At 70.2% G+C, this 15126-nt stretch carries 15 protein-coding genes; 10 read left to right on the top strand and 5 right to left on the bottom strand.

Going from position 1 to position 15126, the window contains the following annotated elements:
* Positions 1-167: 167 nt before the first annotated feature.
* Entirely contained in the window at positions 168-620 is a 453-nt protein-coding gene (locus tag ACFO60_RS04785; protein WP_380837402.1) for an Lrp/AsnC family transcriptional regulator, read from the bottom strand.
* 128 nt (positions 621-748) lie between these two features.
* Between ACFO60_RS04785 and ACFO60_RS04780 the strand changes: the two genes are divergently transcribed.
* The 4 genes from ACFO60_RS04780 (at position 749) to ACFO60_RS04765 (ending at position 4886) form a co-directional block, all read left to right on the top strand.
* Positions 749-1669 (top strand): SMP-30/gluconolactonase/LRE family protein, encoded by a 921-nt coding sequence (locus ACFO60_RS04780; protein ID WP_380837399.1) that lies wholly within the window; start codon positions 749-751, stop codon positions 1667-1669.
* A 99-nt stretch (positions 1670-1768) separates the two neighbouring features.
* The gene (locus ACFO60_RS04775) at positions 1769-2296 is read left to right on the top strand and encodes a PadR family transcriptional regulator (protein ID WP_380837397.1); all 528 of its coding nucleotides are present in this window, start codon (positions 1769-1771) and stop codon (positions 2294-2296) included.
* The gene (locus ACFO60_RS04770; protein ID WP_380837394.1) at positions 2293-3039 is read left to right on the top strand and encodes an ABC transporter ATP-binding protein; all 747 of its coding nucleotides are present in this window, start codon (positions 2293-2295) and stop codon (positions 3037-3039) included. The genes ACFO60_RS04775 and ACFO60_RS04770 overlap by 4 nt, the downstream gene beginning before the upstream one ends.
* A gap of 5 nt (positions 3040-3044) precedes the next feature.
* Positions 3045-4886 (top strand): FtsX-like permease family protein, encoded by a 1842-nt coding sequence (locus ACFO60_RS04765; RefSeq protein ID WP_380837392.1) that lies wholly within the window; start codon positions 3045-3047, stop codon positions 4884-4886.
* An 83-nt stretch (positions 4887-4969) separates the two neighbouring features.
* Here ACFO60_RS04765 and ACFO60_RS04760 read toward each other — a convergent pair whose 3' ends face one another.
* The 4 genes from ACFO60_RS04760 to ACFO60_RS04745 all read right to left on the bottom strand — a co-directional run bounded on the left by ACFO60_RS04760 (position 4970) and on the right by ACFO60_RS04745 (position 9966).
* A complete protein-coding gene (locus ACFO60_RS04760) occupies positions 4970-6559 on the bottom strand; it encodes a flavin monoamine oxidase family protein (protein WP_380837389.1) in 1590 nt (529 codons plus the stop codon).
* 60 nt (positions 6560-6619) lie between these two features.
* The gene (locus ACFO60_RS04755; RefSeq protein ID WP_380837386.1) at positions 6620-6943 is read right to left on the bottom strand and encodes a small ribosomal subunit Rsm22 family protein; all 324 of its coding nucleotides are present in this window, start codon (positions 6941-6943) and stop codon (positions 6620-6622) included.
* Positions 6944-6955: 12 nt separating this feature from the next.
* On the bottom strand, positions 6956-8281 hold the full coding sequence (locus ACFO60_RS04750; RefSeq protein WP_380837383.1) for an MFS transporter: 1326 nt from the start codon (positions 8279-8281) through the stop codon (positions 6956-6958).
* A gap of 863 nt (positions 8282-9144) precedes the next feature.
* A complete protein-coding gene (locus tag ACFO60_RS04745; protein ID WP_380837381.1) occupies positions 9145-9966 on the bottom strand; it encodes a class I SAM-dependent methyltransferase in 822 nt (273 codons plus the stop codon).
* Positions 9967-10197: 231 nt separating this feature from the next.
* Here ACFO60_RS04745 and ACFO60_RS04740 point away from each other — a divergent pair, with 231 nt between their 5' ends.
* The 6 genes from ACFO60_RS04740 (at position 10198) to glnII (ending at position 15067) form a co-directional block, all read left to right on the top strand.
* Positions 10198-10446 carry an SRPBCC domain-containing protein gene (locus ACFO60_RS04740; RefSeq protein WP_380837378.1) on the top strand — a complete coding sequence of 83 codons (249 nt, stop codon included), beginning with the start codon at positions 10198-10200 and terminating at the stop codon, positions 10444-10446.
* Positions 10443-10910, top strand: coding sequence for a VOC family protein (locus ACFO60_RS04735; protein WP_380837375.1), 468 nt, complete (start codon positions 10443-10445; stop codon positions 10908-10910). The genes ACFO60_RS04740 and ACFO60_RS04735 overlap by 4 nt, the downstream gene beginning before the upstream one ends.
* Before the next feature lie 385 nt (positions 10911-11295).
* Positions 11296-11892 carry a DUF6230 family protein gene (locus ACFO60_RS04730; protein WP_380837372.1) on the top strand — a complete coding sequence of 199 codons (597 nt, stop codon included), beginning with the start codon at positions 11296-11298 and terminating at the stop codon, positions 11890-11892.
* A gap of 338 nt (positions 11893-12230) precedes the next feature.
* Positions 12231-12593 carry a DUF6114 domain-containing protein gene (locus tag ACFO60_RS04725; RefSeq protein ID WP_380837369.1) on the top strand — a complete coding sequence of 121 codons (363 nt, stop codon included), beginning with the start codon at positions 12231-12233 and terminating at the stop codon, positions 12591-12593.
* 134 nt (positions 12594-12727) lie between these two features.
* Positions 12728-13741, top strand: a complete 1014-nt coding sequence (locus ACFO60_RS04720; RefSeq protein WP_380837366.1) for a DNA polymerase ligase N-terminal domain-containing protein — start codon at positions 12728-12730, stop codon at positions 13739-13741.
* A 312-nt stretch (positions 13742-14053) separates the two neighbouring features.
* On the top strand, positions 14054-15067 hold the full coding sequence (gene glnII / locus ACFO60_RS04715) for a glutamine synthetase (protein WP_380837363.1): 1014 nt from the start codon (positions 14054-14056) through the stop codon (positions 15065-15067).
* Positions 15068-15126: the final 59 nt, after the last annotated feature.

Raw genomic sequence — 15126 nt, 5'->3', positions numbered from 1 at the left:
ACGTCTAAATGAACTTGTTTATCCGCATAGTTCACTTAGTTGGACTCTGTGGCGGTAATTTCTCAAAGGGCATGTATCGCCGCAAGGTCGGCCATTACGGAAGAGGGCTCCCCGGTACCCGCGCCGGGCCGTTTCCGTCTATCACGTGCGGGCGTCCGGCGGCAGGGTCACGGGGCGGTCGCGGCGGGGACGTGGAGGGGCCGCTCGAAGAAGGTCTCCAGCGCGACGATGGTCTGGGTGCTGGTCACGCCGTCGACCTCGAAGATCTTGCGTAGCACCGCCTGGAGATCTTGGGTGGTGGCGGCCCGTACCTTGAGCAGGAGAGAGGCGGGGCCGGCGATGACATGGGCCTCTTCGACCTCGGGGATGGCACTGAGGGCCTGGCGGGTGTCGCCCATCCAGGTGGAGCCGTCGACCATGACGTACGCCAGCACGCCCCGGCCGGCGGCGACCGGGTCGACGTCCACGGTGGTGCGCCGGATGACGCCCCGCTCGCGCAGCTTGCGGACACGCTCGTGGGCGGCTCCGCCCGACAGGCCGACGGCGGCGCCGAGCGCGGCGTAGGACTGGGTGGCGTCCTGCTGGAGGAGGCCGATCAGCACCCTGTCGATGTCGTCCATGAGGGGACGATATCAGGCACGAACCCGGCCCCGACGAACATCGTTCGGCGTATCGGGCCATGTACAGCGTTTCATCACGCCAGATCGGCGTTTGACGTGATCGTGTTCGGTGGGCTTTGCTTGAGGACATGACGGAGAGCATCGCCACCGACCTGGAGAAGCTGGACGAGCGGTTCGCCCTGGTGGGAGGTGACGAGCGCGTCGAGCGCATCTACCAGGGCTGCCGATGGGCCGAAGGGCCGGTGTACGTGCCCGCGGGGCGATACCTGGTGTGGAGCGACATCCCCAACGACCGCATGCTGCGGTGGGATGAGCTGACGGGCACGGTGGCACCGTTCCGGTCGCCGGCCGGGTACACGAACGGGCACACCCTGGACGCCCAAGGACGGCTCATCTCGTGCGAGCAGGGCACTCGCCGGGTGACGCGTACCGAGCACGACGGGTCGATCACCACCATCGCCGGCCGCTGGCAGGGCAAGCGGCTCAACAGCCCCAACGACGTGGTCGTCAGGTCCGACGGCTCCATCTGGTTCACCGATCCGTCTTACGGCATCACCAGCGACTACGAGGGCCACCGGGCCGAGAGCGAGATCGGCGCCGACCAGGTGTACCGCGTGGATCCCGTCACCGGCGAGGTGCGCGTGGTGGCGGGCGACTTCGAGCGCCCCAACGGCCTGGCCTTCTCGCTGGACGAGCGACTGCTGTACGTCGTGGACACCCGGCGGAGGCATCTCAGGGTGTTCGACGTGCGCGACGACGGCACGCTGTCCGGCGGCGAGGTCCTCGCCGAGTGCACGGCCGGCTCGTTCGACGGCATCCGGCTCGACGACACCGGGCGCATCTGGGCGGCCACGCACGACGGTGTGCACTGCTTCGCCTCCGACGGCACGCTGATCGGGAGGCTGCGGCTGCCCGAGAAGACGTCCAACCTGGTCTTCGGCGGGCTCAAGCGCAACTGGCTGTTCATGACCGCCTCGACCTCGGTCTACGCCATCATGCTCAACGTCCGCGGAGCCCGCCCCGCCTACGCGCCGGCGACCGGTGGGTGATCCACTCCATCGGCGGACGCTCTCCACGACCGGTCCCGCGCGGGCTTGACGGCGATGGGGATAACCGTTAGACGTATGGGCTAACGGTTAGGGGGTCCCATGCGGCAAGAAGTGGTCCTGGCGATGCTGGCCAAGGAGCCCGCGCACGGCTACCAGTTGCGCGCGCGGCTTCGCGACGCGCTCGGCCCGCTCGGTGACGCGATGAACGCCGGGCAGATCTACGTCACGCTGACCCGGCTGGAGAAGGCCGGCCTGCTGGCGGTCGAGAGGTCCGCCGATGGCGCCGACAGGTCGGACCGCAAGGTGTACGCGCTCACCCCCGACGGCCAGCAGCGAGTCGCCGAGTGGATCGCCGAAGTGAGCTGGCCACGACCCGACCTCGCGGAGTTCCATCTCAAGCTGATCGCGGCCGCGTCGGCCCGGCTGGCCGACCCGCTCACCATCGTCGACACCCAGCGCCGCGAGCTGCTGCGCCGGCTGCGTGACGCCCAGCGCGCCGCCATGGCCGAACCTGATCACTCGGATGCGGCGCTGTTGCTGGAGGGCATCGTGCTCCGGCTTCAGGCGGACCTGCGCTGGCTCGAGGCATGTGAGAAGAACTGGACCCACCGAAGGAGTGGCTCGTGAGCAACGCCGCCGAAACGCCCGTGCTTCGCACCCGCGGGTTGCGAAAGGAGTACGGCAAGGCGGAAGGGCTGGTGCGCGCCGTCGACGGGGTCGATCTCGACATCGGCTCCGGAGAGACCGTGGCGATCATGGGGCCCAGCGGCTGTGGGAAGTCCACGCTCCTGCACATGCTCGGAGGACTGGACCGGCCCTCGGGTGGAGAGGTGTCGCTGAACGGCCGTCGCATCGACGACATCGGCGAGAAGGCCCTGGCCCGGATGCGACGGACCGCCGTCGGCTTCGTCTTCCAGTCCTTCCACCTGATGGAGGAGCTCACCGCCGTGGAGAACGTCGAGCTGTCGGCGCTGCTGGCCGGACGCTCGCCGCGGGACGCCAGACGGCGTGCGGAGGAGCTGCTGGAGCGGGTCGGGCTCGCGGACCGGGCGCGTTTCCTGCCCTCGGCGCTGTCCGGCGGCCAACGGCAGCGGGTCGCGGTCGCCCGGGCGTTGAGCAACGAACCGCTGGTCGTTCTCGCCGACGAACCGACCGGCAATCTGGACAGCGCCGCCACCCTGGACGTCCTCCGGCTCTTCGAGAGCCTGCACGAGTCCGGCCAGACGCTGGTCATCGTCACCCACGACGTGCGGATCGCGGCCACCGCGGACCGGATGATCTCGATGCGCGACGGCGTGCTCGTGGACGAGACCAGGTTGACCGGTGGCGCCACCGGGCAGCTCGGCGCCCTCGCCGGGCTGGAGGACTGAGGGCGATGGGCCGCATCCTGCTCGCGGGCCGCCTCGCCGTGCGTGACCTCCGGCGGCGCCGCACCGAGGCCGCGCTTCTCCTGCTCGCCATCATGGCGGCCACCACGACGCTGACGCTCGGGCTCGTCCTGCGCGACGCGGCCCGCGACCCCTACCAGAGCACCCGGGAGGCGACCAACGGACCCGACGTGGTCGCCGGCGTCGGCCGGCCCGCGCAGTTCCTCCCTGAGCTCGAGAAACTGGCCGGCGCTCCCGGCGTCATCGACCACAGCGGACCGTACCCGGTCATCCCGGCGAAGCTTCAGGCGTCGGATCGAACCTCGGATGTGCAGGTCGTGGGGCGCGACGTCGCGCCCGCGTCGGTCGACCAGCCCAAGGTGACACAGGGTGGTTGGGTCGGCGATGGCGGCGTGGTGGTCGAGGCCGCCTTCGCCGGCGCGCTCCATGTGCGCGTCGGTGATCCGGTCACCCTGGACGGCCGGTCGTTCGAGGTCGTCGGCATCGCGGTCACCGCCGCCGCGTCGCCCTATCCGGGGGCGTCCTGCCTGGTCGTCTCGGTCGGCTGCATGAGCGGCCCCGTTCCCGACGATCCGGCCGCCGCCGGGGTGCCCACGGGGTTGTTGCGCGACCCCGGCCTGGTCTGGCTCACCCGGGCGGACGTGCGGAGTCTCACCCCGGATCCAGGCTCCCTGTCCTACGTGATGAACGTGAAGCTGGCCGACCCGGACGAGGCTCAGGCGTTCGCCGGTGCGCACCACGGTGAACAACGCGGCGCTCTGTTCATGCAGACGTGGGAGAACATCCTCGACGACGCCACCGAGCTGGCCGAAGACTCCCAGATCCTTCTGATGATCGGAGCCTGGCTGCTCGGTCTGCTCGCCGTGGCCGGTCTGTCGGTGCTGGTCGGCGGCCGGATGGCCGATCAGACCAGGCGCGTCGGACTCCTGAAAGCGGTCGGCGGCACACCGAGCCTGGTCGCTGCCGTGCTGCTCGCGGAGTATGTCCTGGTGGCCATCGTCGCGGCGGCGGCAGGGTTGGCGGTCGGATCGCTGGCGGCTCCCTTGCTCACCGAGTCCAGTGCCGGCCTGGTCGGCGGCGCGGGCGTGCCGTCGATGACCATGTCCACGGTCGGTTCGGTGACCGCCGTGGCCCTCGGAGTCGCGGTGGTCGCGACCGTCGTCCCGGCCGTGCGCGCCGCCCGCTCCAGCACCGTCGACGCGCTGGCCGACTCGCCACGCCCGCCCTGCCGCATCGGCTGGCTGATCGCGATCTCGGCACGACTGCCCGTCCCGCTGCTTCTCGCCTTGCGGGCCGCCGCCCGCCGGCCGCGACGGGTCGTGCTGGGTGTGGTCAGCATCGCGATCACGGTCAGCGGCGTCTTCGTCCTGCTGGTGCTCAACGCCTTCCTCACCGCCCAACCACTCACGGGTGGGTATGACGATGCTCAGGTGGAGGTGCTGCGCCAGGTGCTCCTGGTCTGGACGGTCATACTGCTCGCCCTGGCGGCGGTCAACGCCATCGTCATCACCTGGGCGACGGTGCTCGACAACCGGCATTCGTCGGCGCTGGCGCGCGCCCTTGGCGCGACCCCTCGTGAGGTGAGTGTGGCGATGGCGGCCGCGCAGGTGCTGCCCGCGCTCCTCGGCGCCGTCTTGGGCGTCTTCCCGGGAGGCTTCCTGTTGTTCGCCGCGATAAACGCCATCACCGGCGGCGACGGTGACCGGGCCACGCTTCCCTCGCTCGGGCAGCTGCTCGTCGTGGTGCTGGCGACCGTGCTCGTGGTGGCGGCGCTCACCGCTGTTCCCGCCCGCCTCAGCGCCCGCCGTCCGGTGACCGAGAGTCTCTGAGTGGGCGTGTGATTTGAGTAGGACACATGGTGCGTTCTACTCAAATCACACGAACTTCAGCTCCCGTCCGCCGCCACCGTCCGTCAGTGGGCGAGAACGCGCTGGTGGAGGTCGGTGACGGTCTTGCGGGCGGATTCCAGGGCGCCGGCCTGCCAGGCGATCATGTAGCTGAGCCAGTCGCCGGCGAAGTGGACATGACCGGCCGGTCTGTTGAGGAGCTGGTAGGCGCCGGTGCGGGACGGCCAGCCGACCCAGGCGCCCTCGATGTGCGGCTGGAGCCTCCACGACACCGACACGGAGGTGACGAACTCGTCGCGGTACTTCGCGCCGTGGATCTTCACGCCCTGCTCGATGGCGCGCTTCTCCCGCTGCGGATGCGGGAGCGCGGCGTAGGCGTCCTGGTTGGAGCCGTTGTTGTAGTAGCCGATGACCAGGCCGCGCCGCTTGCCGTATCCGTAGGACGGGTACCACACGACGGACAGGTCCAGGTCGGTGTTGGTGATGCCGCCGTAGATGTTCTCGTCCATCTCCCACCAGCGGCGGCGGTACTCCAGGCCGATCTTGCCGGACGAGGTGACGGTCGGCGTGGACAGGGCGGCCTGGACGTCGGAGCCGAGGTTGTGCGGGGTCTTGGCGAGAATGTGCGGCGGCATGGCCGCCACGCAGAAGTCCCCCTTGAGAGTGCGAGTCTTGCCGTGCTTGTCCTGGTACTCGACCTCGACGCCGTCAGGCAGGTCGGTGATCTTCGTGACCTTCGACCGCAGCAAGATCTTGTGCCTGCCCACGGCCTCGGCGAACGCCTTGGGGATGGCGTCCATGCCGCCGACCGGCTGGAACATCAGCATCGCCTGGTCGTAGCCCAGCTCGAAGGAGAAGCGCTGGCCGACGCCGCTGGCGAGCACGTCCGACAGGGAGGGAACGGGGCCGAGGGGGGTGCCGGGCTGCTCCCCCGCCCCGGGGTCGGTGCTGTAGCCCCGGCGCTCGCCGCCGGTGTAGGCGTAGCCGTTGGCCTTGGTGCCGATCGCGCCGAAGCCGCGCAGGAAGGTGAGGAGCCGCTCCTTGTCCTGCGCGGTGAGCTTGGCGTCGAGCGCGCCGCCGTCGGTGGCGGTCGCGAGGAGCTCTGAGATGTAGCCGTAGACGTCCGCCTTGGCGGTGCGCCAGGTGACCGGGGCCGTCATCCCGGCCGAGGCGTTGAAGATGTAGGTCTGCGCGTTGGAGTTGGTGAAGACCTCCAGATCGACGCCCAACTCGCGGCAGTAGTCCATGGTGACCATCCACTGCGCGAGCCGTGCGGGGCCCGCGTTCATGTAGATGCCGTCGGAGAAGCGGGCGATCTGCGTGGAACCGTCCAGCTCGGTTATCCGATCACCTCCTCTGATGGTCCAGTTGCGGCCGCCGACCCGGTCGAGCGCTTCCAGTACGGTGCAGTCGTAGCCCGCTTTGCCCAGTTCGTAGGCGGTGGCCAGGCCGGCGACGCCCGCACCGAGGACGATCACCTTCTTCGCGCGCCGGCCGGTGAGGGTGAAGTCGGACGGTTGGGGTGGGTCGAAGCGAGTGCGGGTCGCCGCCTCCGCGGTGGGTGCGAGGCCGAGCGCGCCCATCGTGGCGAGGAGCGCGCCGGCGCCTCCTGACGCACCGACGGCCGTGAGGAATCCACGCCTGCTGTAGTCCACAGACACCTCCAAGATCTCTGGAGGAAAGTCTGAGCGTGATCTATTGCCGCCGTCCGACGATCACGTTTCGTCCATATTTCTCCGTATGTGCGAGGGTTTGCGGTGAATTGCGGCTACCGGGTGACCGCTGAGACCTGCCGGCCATGGCCAGGGATCACCCCAGGTGGCGGCACGGGCGGCACGGTAGAGGTCGCCGTGGCGCTTGGAGACGCACCTCTCCTCTACGCCGTCCGCGCACAGCGTGAGCGTGATCAGCCCCTTGCGGCCGCGCGGGTGACGGATGACGCCAGGTGGCCTGTCCGACAGCCGGGTGAGGCGCCGCGGCGGCCAGACTCCGGCCGAAGGCGACGGCCCGAGGGTCGCGCTCGACGACGGAGTGAGCATCCTGTTCCCCGTTCAGGCCGCGCGCAGCGGACGCCAGGCGACCGCGGTGACCACCACCATGGCCGCGGCGGCCACCCAGAACGGGGTGGTGATCGTCACCGCCCAGGCGATCAAGCCGCCCAGCAGCGAGCCGACCGCCGCTCCGCCGACCTGGACGAACGCGTACACGCTGCCGACCCGCCCGCGCAGTTCGTCAGGAACGGCTCGCTGGAACAGGGTCGAGACGGTGACGCCCCAGTTCACCGTGTGCAGGCCGAAGACGACGAGGATCGCCCCCGCGGCGAAGGGCCAGGTCGTGGCGGCCAGGACGGCGTGGGTGACGACCTCGACCACCAGACCTCCGCGCAACAGCGCCGGCGCCCCGAACCTCGCCTGCAGCCAGGGCGAGAGCGTACTGCCCGCCAAGCCGCCGATCCCGAAGGCGGTGAGCAGGACGCCGTATCCGACTTCGGACAGGTCCAGCCGTTGCTGGACGTAAAGCGCGAATACCGCGAACGGGGCGCAGAACGCGATGTTGGCCACACCCATGACGACCGCGAGCGTACGGAGCACACGATGCCGCCACAGCCAGCGGATCCCCGCGATCATCTCCGCGCGCACGCCGGCGGGCGCCGTCGCCGTCGCCGTGGCAGGCTCGTCGCTGTCCGGCGCCGCGATGCCATCCACCACGGCGGCGCGGTCCGAAACGGGAACGCGGTCCGACACGGGGACGGGGTCCACGACGGGGACGCGATCCGACGCGGGGACGCGCTTTGGCCGGGCTGTGCGTACCGCCGAGGTGAGGACCGCGGCGACGAGAAAGGTCAGAGCGTCGGCGGCGAACGGCAGGGCCGCGCCGACCGCGAACAGCCACCCTCCCAGCGGCTTGGCGAGAATCTGGTTGCCGAGGACGGTCGTGGACGCGAGCCGGGAGTTCGCCGTGGCGAGCTGCTCGGGTCGCACGGTGGCCGGCAGCAGCGCGAAGAACGCGGTGTCGGCCAGGGTCTCGCCCACGCCGAGCAAGAAGAACACCACGTAGATCAATGGGAGCGACACCGCCGAGGCGGCCACGGCGGCCGCCAGGACGGCCAGCGCGAGACCGCGCAGCACGTTGACGACGATGACCAGGCGCCGCCGGTCGAGCCGGTCGACGTACACGCCGCTGATCAGGGCGATGAGCACCCATGGCAGTTGCTGGGCGAACACGGCGCCCGCGACGGCGGCGGGATCGCCGGTGAGCGAGGCGACGAGCAGCGGCCCCGCCGCCATGGTGATGCCGTCGCCGACGTTGGACACCGCCGAAGCGGTCCACAGCTTGTGGAAGTCCGCGCCGAGCCGCGCGGACAAGAAGGCACGCAAAACAGAGCTCCTGAGCGAGCGAAGTGGTCATGGGCCGAAGACCGCTTCGAAACGAGGAGCCTGCGACTGCCTACGAGATCACCTGGCGATGTCCGCGAACGTCACCGAGCAGGGGCACGGCCGTGACCGGGCACCACAGGTGCGCTGTCCACGAACGTTCGCCAGGTGACCCGCCGTACGGCGGCGCCGCCATCGCCGTACCGCCTCCCGCCGACCCGGCGCCGACAAAGGGCACCGTACGTACCGGAAGGCGGCGGCTACCCCGCCAGAGCAGCACCACGCGAAACCGAACCAGGCGGCTTCCGGCCAGAAAGCACCACCGCAGTGGAGAGGGTGGTTACCTGGCCTGAAGCGCCACGCGGAACCGAACCAGATGGCTTCCGGCCAGAAGGCACCACGGCAGTGGAGAGGGTGGTTACCTGGCCTGAAGCGCCACGCGGAACCGAACCAGATGGCCACCCGGCCAGAACAGCGTCACCTGGGATGGGTGACTGCCTGACCTGAGAAGCGCCATGCGGCATCGAACCGGACGGCTTCCCGGCAGGGAGCCGCGCGGGTGGAAAGTGGTGGCTACCCGGCGAAGGTGGGTGCTAGCAGGAGCATCCTCGCGCCGAAGGGGTGGCCGTGACCTTGCTCTGGCTCATGAGTACCTCCGAGACGCGGGCGGATGACACGCCCAGAAGGCTAATGATGATCACGCGTCACGTCACCAGGTTTCTTCCCCCACCGCGCGCGCCGTCAGGCGGTCGCCGAGGTGAGGAGGGCGGCGGCGGGGAAGGACGCCCGCCCGTCTTCGGTGTGAGGTGAGAAGCAATGGTGACCACACTTCACATCACCACGTTCTTCCCCCACCGCGCGCGCCGTCAGGCGGTCGCCGAGGTGAGGAGGGCGGCGGCGGGGAGGGACGCTTGCCCGTCTTCGGTGAGGTGGGGGGCGAGGATGGCGTGGTAGGCGGCCTTGACGCGTTCGATGGTGGCGGGGTCCTGGCGGGTGATCACGGCGGCGGTGCGCGCGGTTCCGGTGACGATGGCGGTCCACCATGCCGCCGGATCGACCTTGTGCTCCCATACGAGCATCCGCGCGCGGACTTCGGTGTAACCGGCGTCCTCGAGCAGCCCGGCGAACGACTCCGGTGTGCCGTACGCCTGGAAGGGGGCCCTCTCGGGGACGTCGGCCGGGCGCGCGACCCCCACCGTGGCGACCGCCTCGTCGAAGACGGCGGTGGCGCGCATGCCCGGGTAGTACCAGGAGGTCAGCGCCACCCGGCCGCCCGGGCGGACGACCCGGCGCAGCTCCCGTACGGCGGCGGGCGGGTCGCCGACGTGGTTGATGACGAGGTTGCCGACGGCCGCGTCGAACTCGCCGTCCCTGAAGGGAAGGACCGGCAGGGTCGCGTGCTCGACCCGCGCCTCCGGCAGGCGCCGCGCGGTCGCCGCGACCATCTCGGGTTCGGCGTCGACGGCGGTCACGTCCGCGCCGCGCGCCACGGCGGCCGCGCTCACCCCGCCGGGGCCGCAGCCGACGTCCAGGACACGGCCGCCGGCGCCGACCCGCGCCGCGTCCAGCAGCGGTTCGATGAGGTGGGCGGTGAGCGGGGCCACCCCTCGGCTGTACGCCTCGCTGCGACCGCGCCAGCCGGCCCGCTCGAATGCGTCGAACTCCACGGCGAGCCCTTCGTGTCCCATGCCGCAAGTATCACCCAGCGGCACGCGGCACGGCTTCCGGCCGCATGCGCATCACCTGTCCGCCCGTTCCCCCGTCCCGCCGCATGGGGCGTGGCGGAGGGCCGCGTACAGCCGCCGGCACACCACACAGGCGCCGGTGTTGTCCATCATGTCGCGTAAGTAGTCGGCCGTGGCCGCCGAGGTACGGTAAGTCAGCCGGTCCGGGCCGGACGAGGGGGTCGCCACCTCGCCATGCGAGCACCAGGAGAACAGCCGGTCCAAGCCGGTCTGGTCCACGGCGGGTGGGACGCCGGCGAAGCGGTGGTCACCACCGTCCTGGACGAGCGGGACGGCCGGACCACGATGACGACCACCGTGCGCCACCCCTCGCGGGAAGTGCGCGACAGTGTGCTGCGCACCCCCATGGAACGCGGAGCGGGCGAGGCGTACGACCGCCTCGCCGAGCTGCTCGACGAGATGACGAAAGGTGCATCACGATGATGGAAACCACGGACGAGAGTGCCGCTGCGCAGGGGGTCGCGGTCGACGGGGCCACGGTCGAGGGGGTCACGTTGGCTGTGCTTCCTGGTGCGCTGCTGCTCGAGCTGGTGCCGGTGCCGGTCTCCGACATCGACCGGGCCAAGGCGTTCTACTCCGACCAGGTCGGCTTCAACGTGGACCTCGACGTCCGGCCGGCGGACGGCGTGCGGGTCGTCCAGCTCACCCCGCCCGGCTCGGCCTGCTCGATCACCCTGACCGAAGGCATCCCGCAGGTCGACATGCGTGCCGGCTCGCTGCGCGGCCTGCATCTGGTGGTGAGCGACATCGAGGAGGCGCGCGCGGCGCTCATCGCGCGCGGCACCGAGGTGGGACCCGTCGAGGACATGGGCGGCGTCTACTACGCCTACTTCGCCGACCCGGACGGCAACACCTGGACCCTCCAGCACATGCCCTGGCGCGCCTGAACGCGGCGCCCTCGCAGGTGGTCATCCGGAAGGTGACCAAGGAGCGGGTCGGGGGGCGGCGTCACCGCGCCGGTCGGCTGACGGTGACCGGGTGCGGTCGGGCTGACGGTGACCGGGTGCGGTCGGGCTGACGGCGGCCGGTGTGGTCGGCTGACGGCGGCCGGTGCGATCGTGCTGGAGTCGCGTCACGACCAACTCGGTCCGCCGTCAAGGTCTTCGCCGGTCCGGGCCATTTCTCACTGACCGGCCCCTGATCAGGGCAAACGTACGACGATATCCGGCGTGGCCGGTTGATCGGCAGTGGGGTAGATCTTCATGCTCGCCTGGTGGCCGTGCGGATCGTCACGGCAGGAGCCATGGCTTGCCGGCGACATGGAGTGTGACCATGCGTGAACAGGGTCGCGTGCGGTGGAGGCGCTTCGGACTGGTCTTCATCCCCTCGATGGCGGCGGCGGCGCTGCTGGTCGGCGCGACGGTGCAGGGCGCCGTCGGCGCGTCCTTCGTCGTCGCGGGCACACCGATCAAGGCGTCGGCCGACCTGATCAAGGCGTACGGCGACGAGGAGTTCGGCGGCTTCGTGGAGACCAGGGACGGCCAGAAGATCCCCGTGTACATCATCGCCAACCGGCGCGTCGAGACCTTCAACCTGTGCCAGAGCTATCTCCTGCGGACCCCCATCGGACCCGTGACCGTCAGGACCACCGCCGGCGCGAACGGGAAGCCGGTCGTCGCCAAGCAGCAGGTCATCAAGACGACCATGCTCTCCGGCGATCTGACCTACACCAACATCGAACTCGGCAGGGACGCCAGCACGCTCGACACGGTCCCGGGCGTCTCCGGCCCGCCCGGGACGCCCGGCGTCCAGGCGACCAAGGTGGTCTCGCGCAACAGCAGGCAGGTCTTCCTCGCGCTGAGCGCCGCCAGGCTCGAACTGCCGGACGTGACACTTCGCATCCTGCTCGGTGACCACGAATGCTTCTGACCACCGATGACCCCCATCCCCGGCCCGAGCGCGAGCGCGGACACCGGTCGTCCAGCGCGTCCAGCGATCACGGCATCTCCGCGTCGGGCGCGTCCGCGTGCCGCACCTCCACGTCCGGCACCTCCACGGTCAGCACGTCCGCGTCCGGCTCCTCCACGTCCGGGGCGTCCGCGTCCGGCACCTCCGGCGGACCCGGCGTGTCCGGTGATGCCGTGACCGGTGATGCCGCCGTGACCGGCGACCGCCTCCTTTCTGGCCGTCGCGACGATGGCGATTTGCCGGACGCCCATGACCGCGCGCCCGACGCGCGCGCCGGGCGGCCGCGTGGACGCGGAGCCATGAAGGCGTGGCGGCGCTCGCGGCCCTTCTGGGGCGGCCTGCTCACCCTGATGGCCGGGACGGAGCTGCTCAGCATCCCCTTCTCGCTGGACGCGCTGCCGTTGATCATCCATTCGGTCGAGGCGGGGCTGGCCTACCTGCTGGCCATCACGATGATCGTCCTTGGGCTGCTGATCCTGTTCCAGCCCGCGCAACGCGTCTTCCTCGGCGTCGTCGCCATCCTGATGTCCATCGCCTCCGTCGTCTACGCGAACGTCGGCGGCTTCCTACTCGGACTGATCATGGGCCTGCTCGGCGGCGCGCTGACCGCCGCCTGGACACCCGTCCCGGAGACCGCGCCACCACCGGAGAACGGCCGTTGAACGGCACCGAGAGGTGCTTCACCACCGGAAGGCCGTATTGAACGGCAATGAGAGGGTGCGTCACGGCCGAAGGGGCACCATTCAACGGCAATGAGAGGGGTGCGTCGCCACCCGAGTGTGGGTACTAAATGGCAATGTCGGCCGACAAGCTGGATATCTATCGGAGTAAGCGCGACGCCGCCCGCACCCCCGAGCCCGTGCCCGAGCCGGGGCCGCTTCCCTCCGGGCACGACGACACCTTCGTCATTCAGGAGCACCACGCGCGCCGCCTGCACTGGGATCTCCGGCTCGAACGCGACGGCGTCCTCGCGTCCTGGGCGATTCCGAAGGGGCTGCCGCTCGACCGCAAGACCAACCACCTCGCCGTGCACACCGAGGACCACCCCCTGGAGTACGCGACCTTCGAGGGGGAGATCGCCCAGGGCGAGTACGGCGGCGGCCTGATGCTCATCTGGGACCGGGGCACCTACGAGACCGAGAAGTGGACCGACCGCGAGGTCATGTTCGTGCTCCATGGCTCCCGGGTCTCCGGCCGGTACGTGCTGTTCCCGACCGACGGCAAGAACTGGATGATCCACCGGATGGACCCGCCGCCGGAGGACGGGCTGCCGCCTGCCGCCGACCTGCGTCCCATGCCGGCGGAGGACCGCAAGCGGCTGCCCCGCGACCAGGAGGCTTACGGGTTCGAGTTCGACCTCGGCGGGACGCGCGCCCTGGCGATCCTTGGCGGGGGGAAAGTCAGGTTCATCGGCGCGGACGGCGCGCCGCTCACCCCGGAGTCCACCCCCGGCCTGGAGGAACTGGACGGTCTCGGCAAGGCCGCCTGGGGCCTGCCCGCCGTGCTGGACGGACGGATCGCCGACGTCGGCGGCGCTCCGATCTACATGATCTTCGACATACTGCGGCTGAACACCGGCGACCTGCTCGGCAGGACCTACCAGGACCGGCGCCGGACGCTCGACCACCTGTCCCTGCGCGACCGCCGCTGGCAGCCGACGCCGTGGTTTCCCGGCGACGGCAAGCCGGTGCTGAAGGTGGCGAGGGATCAGGGCATCCCCGCCGTCCTCGCCAAGCGTCTCGACAGCCCTTACCTCCCGGGCGCCCGCTCCCCGTACTGGCTCCGCATCCCTGTGCCCCCGGCCGGCTGACGGCCCCCGGCCGGCGGCCCCGAGCCGGCGGACAGGCTTCTGTCCGTACCCCGGAAACCCTCCTGCGGCGTCGCCGTCGGGTCCGGTCTCGGCGAGGCCGCGGATTCGGGTCCGTCCGCCACGGCCGGCCCCGAAATGTAGAGGCCGAAACGTGGATCAACGCGCTGACCAGCTATGATGTGTGAGGTAAACCACGCCTGTCAACGCACCATTTCACATGGCGTTCATAAACGGGCAACAGCTCGGAAACGGCTCGTTGGAAACCTCGGCGTTGCGGACACGTGTGGAGTCTGCCTTCCTGAAGGGATCGTCGTGACCTACAAGGCCGAGTACATCTGGATCGACGGCACCGAGCCGACCGCGCGGCTCAGGTCCAAGACCAGGATTCTTGCCGACGGAGCCGAGCTCCCGATCTGGGGCTTCGACGGGTCGAGCACCAACCAGGCTCCGGGCAAGGCGTCCGACTGCGTGCTCAAGCCGGTGTTCTCCTGCCCGGACCCGATCCGCGGCGGCGACAACGTGCTCGTCCTGTCCGAGGTCCTTCTCACCGACATGACGCCGCACCCGACCAACACCCGGGCGCAGCTCACCCCGATCGCCGAGCGCTTCGCCGCCCAGGACTCCTGGTTCGGCATCGAGCAGGAGTACACCTTCTTCAAGGACGGCCGCCCGCTCGGCTTCCCCGTCGGCGGCTTCCCGGCCCCGCAGGGCTTCTACTACTGCGGCGTGGGCGCGGACGAGGTGTACGGCCGCGAGATCGTCGAGGCCCACCTCGACGCCTGCCTCACCGCCGGCCTGGCGATCTCCGGCATCAACGCCGAGGTCATGCCCGGCCAGTGGGAGTTCCAGGTCGGCCCGGCCGGCCCGGTCGAGGTGGCCGACCACCTCTGGATCGCCCGCTGGCTGCTCTACCGCATCGCCGAGAACTACGGCGTGTCGGCCACGCTCGACCCCAAGCCCGTGAAGGGCGACTGGAACGGCGCCGGCGCGCACACCAACTTCTCGACCAAGGCGATGCGCGAGGGCTACGACGCCATCATCACCGCCTGCGAGGCGCTCGGCACCAAGGCCCAGGAGCACATCAAGGGCTACGGCGCCGACATCGAGCACCGCCTCACCGGCATGCACGAGACCGCCCCGTGGAGCGAGTTCAGCTACGGCGTCTCCGACCGCGGCGCGTCGGTGCGCATCCCGTGGCAGGTCGAGGTGGACAAGCACGGTTACATCGAGGACCGCCGCCCGAACGCCAACGTCGACCCGTACGTGGTCACCCGGCTCATCGTGGACACCTGCTGCGAGGCCCTGGAGAAGGCCGGCCAGGTCTGATCCGCGCCACCAGGACACGGCGACGGCGCCGCCCGCACGGGGTCTCCCCCGCGGGCGGC

Source organism: Sphaerisporangium dianthi, from assembly GCF_042654065.1.
Lineage (GTDB): Bacteria > Actinomycetota > Actinomycetes > Streptosporangiales > Streptosporangiaceae > Sphaerisporangium > Sphaerisporangium dianthi.
Note: the sequence above shows the minus strand (reverse complement) of the source record. Positions and strands in the feature narration are given on the sequence as shown.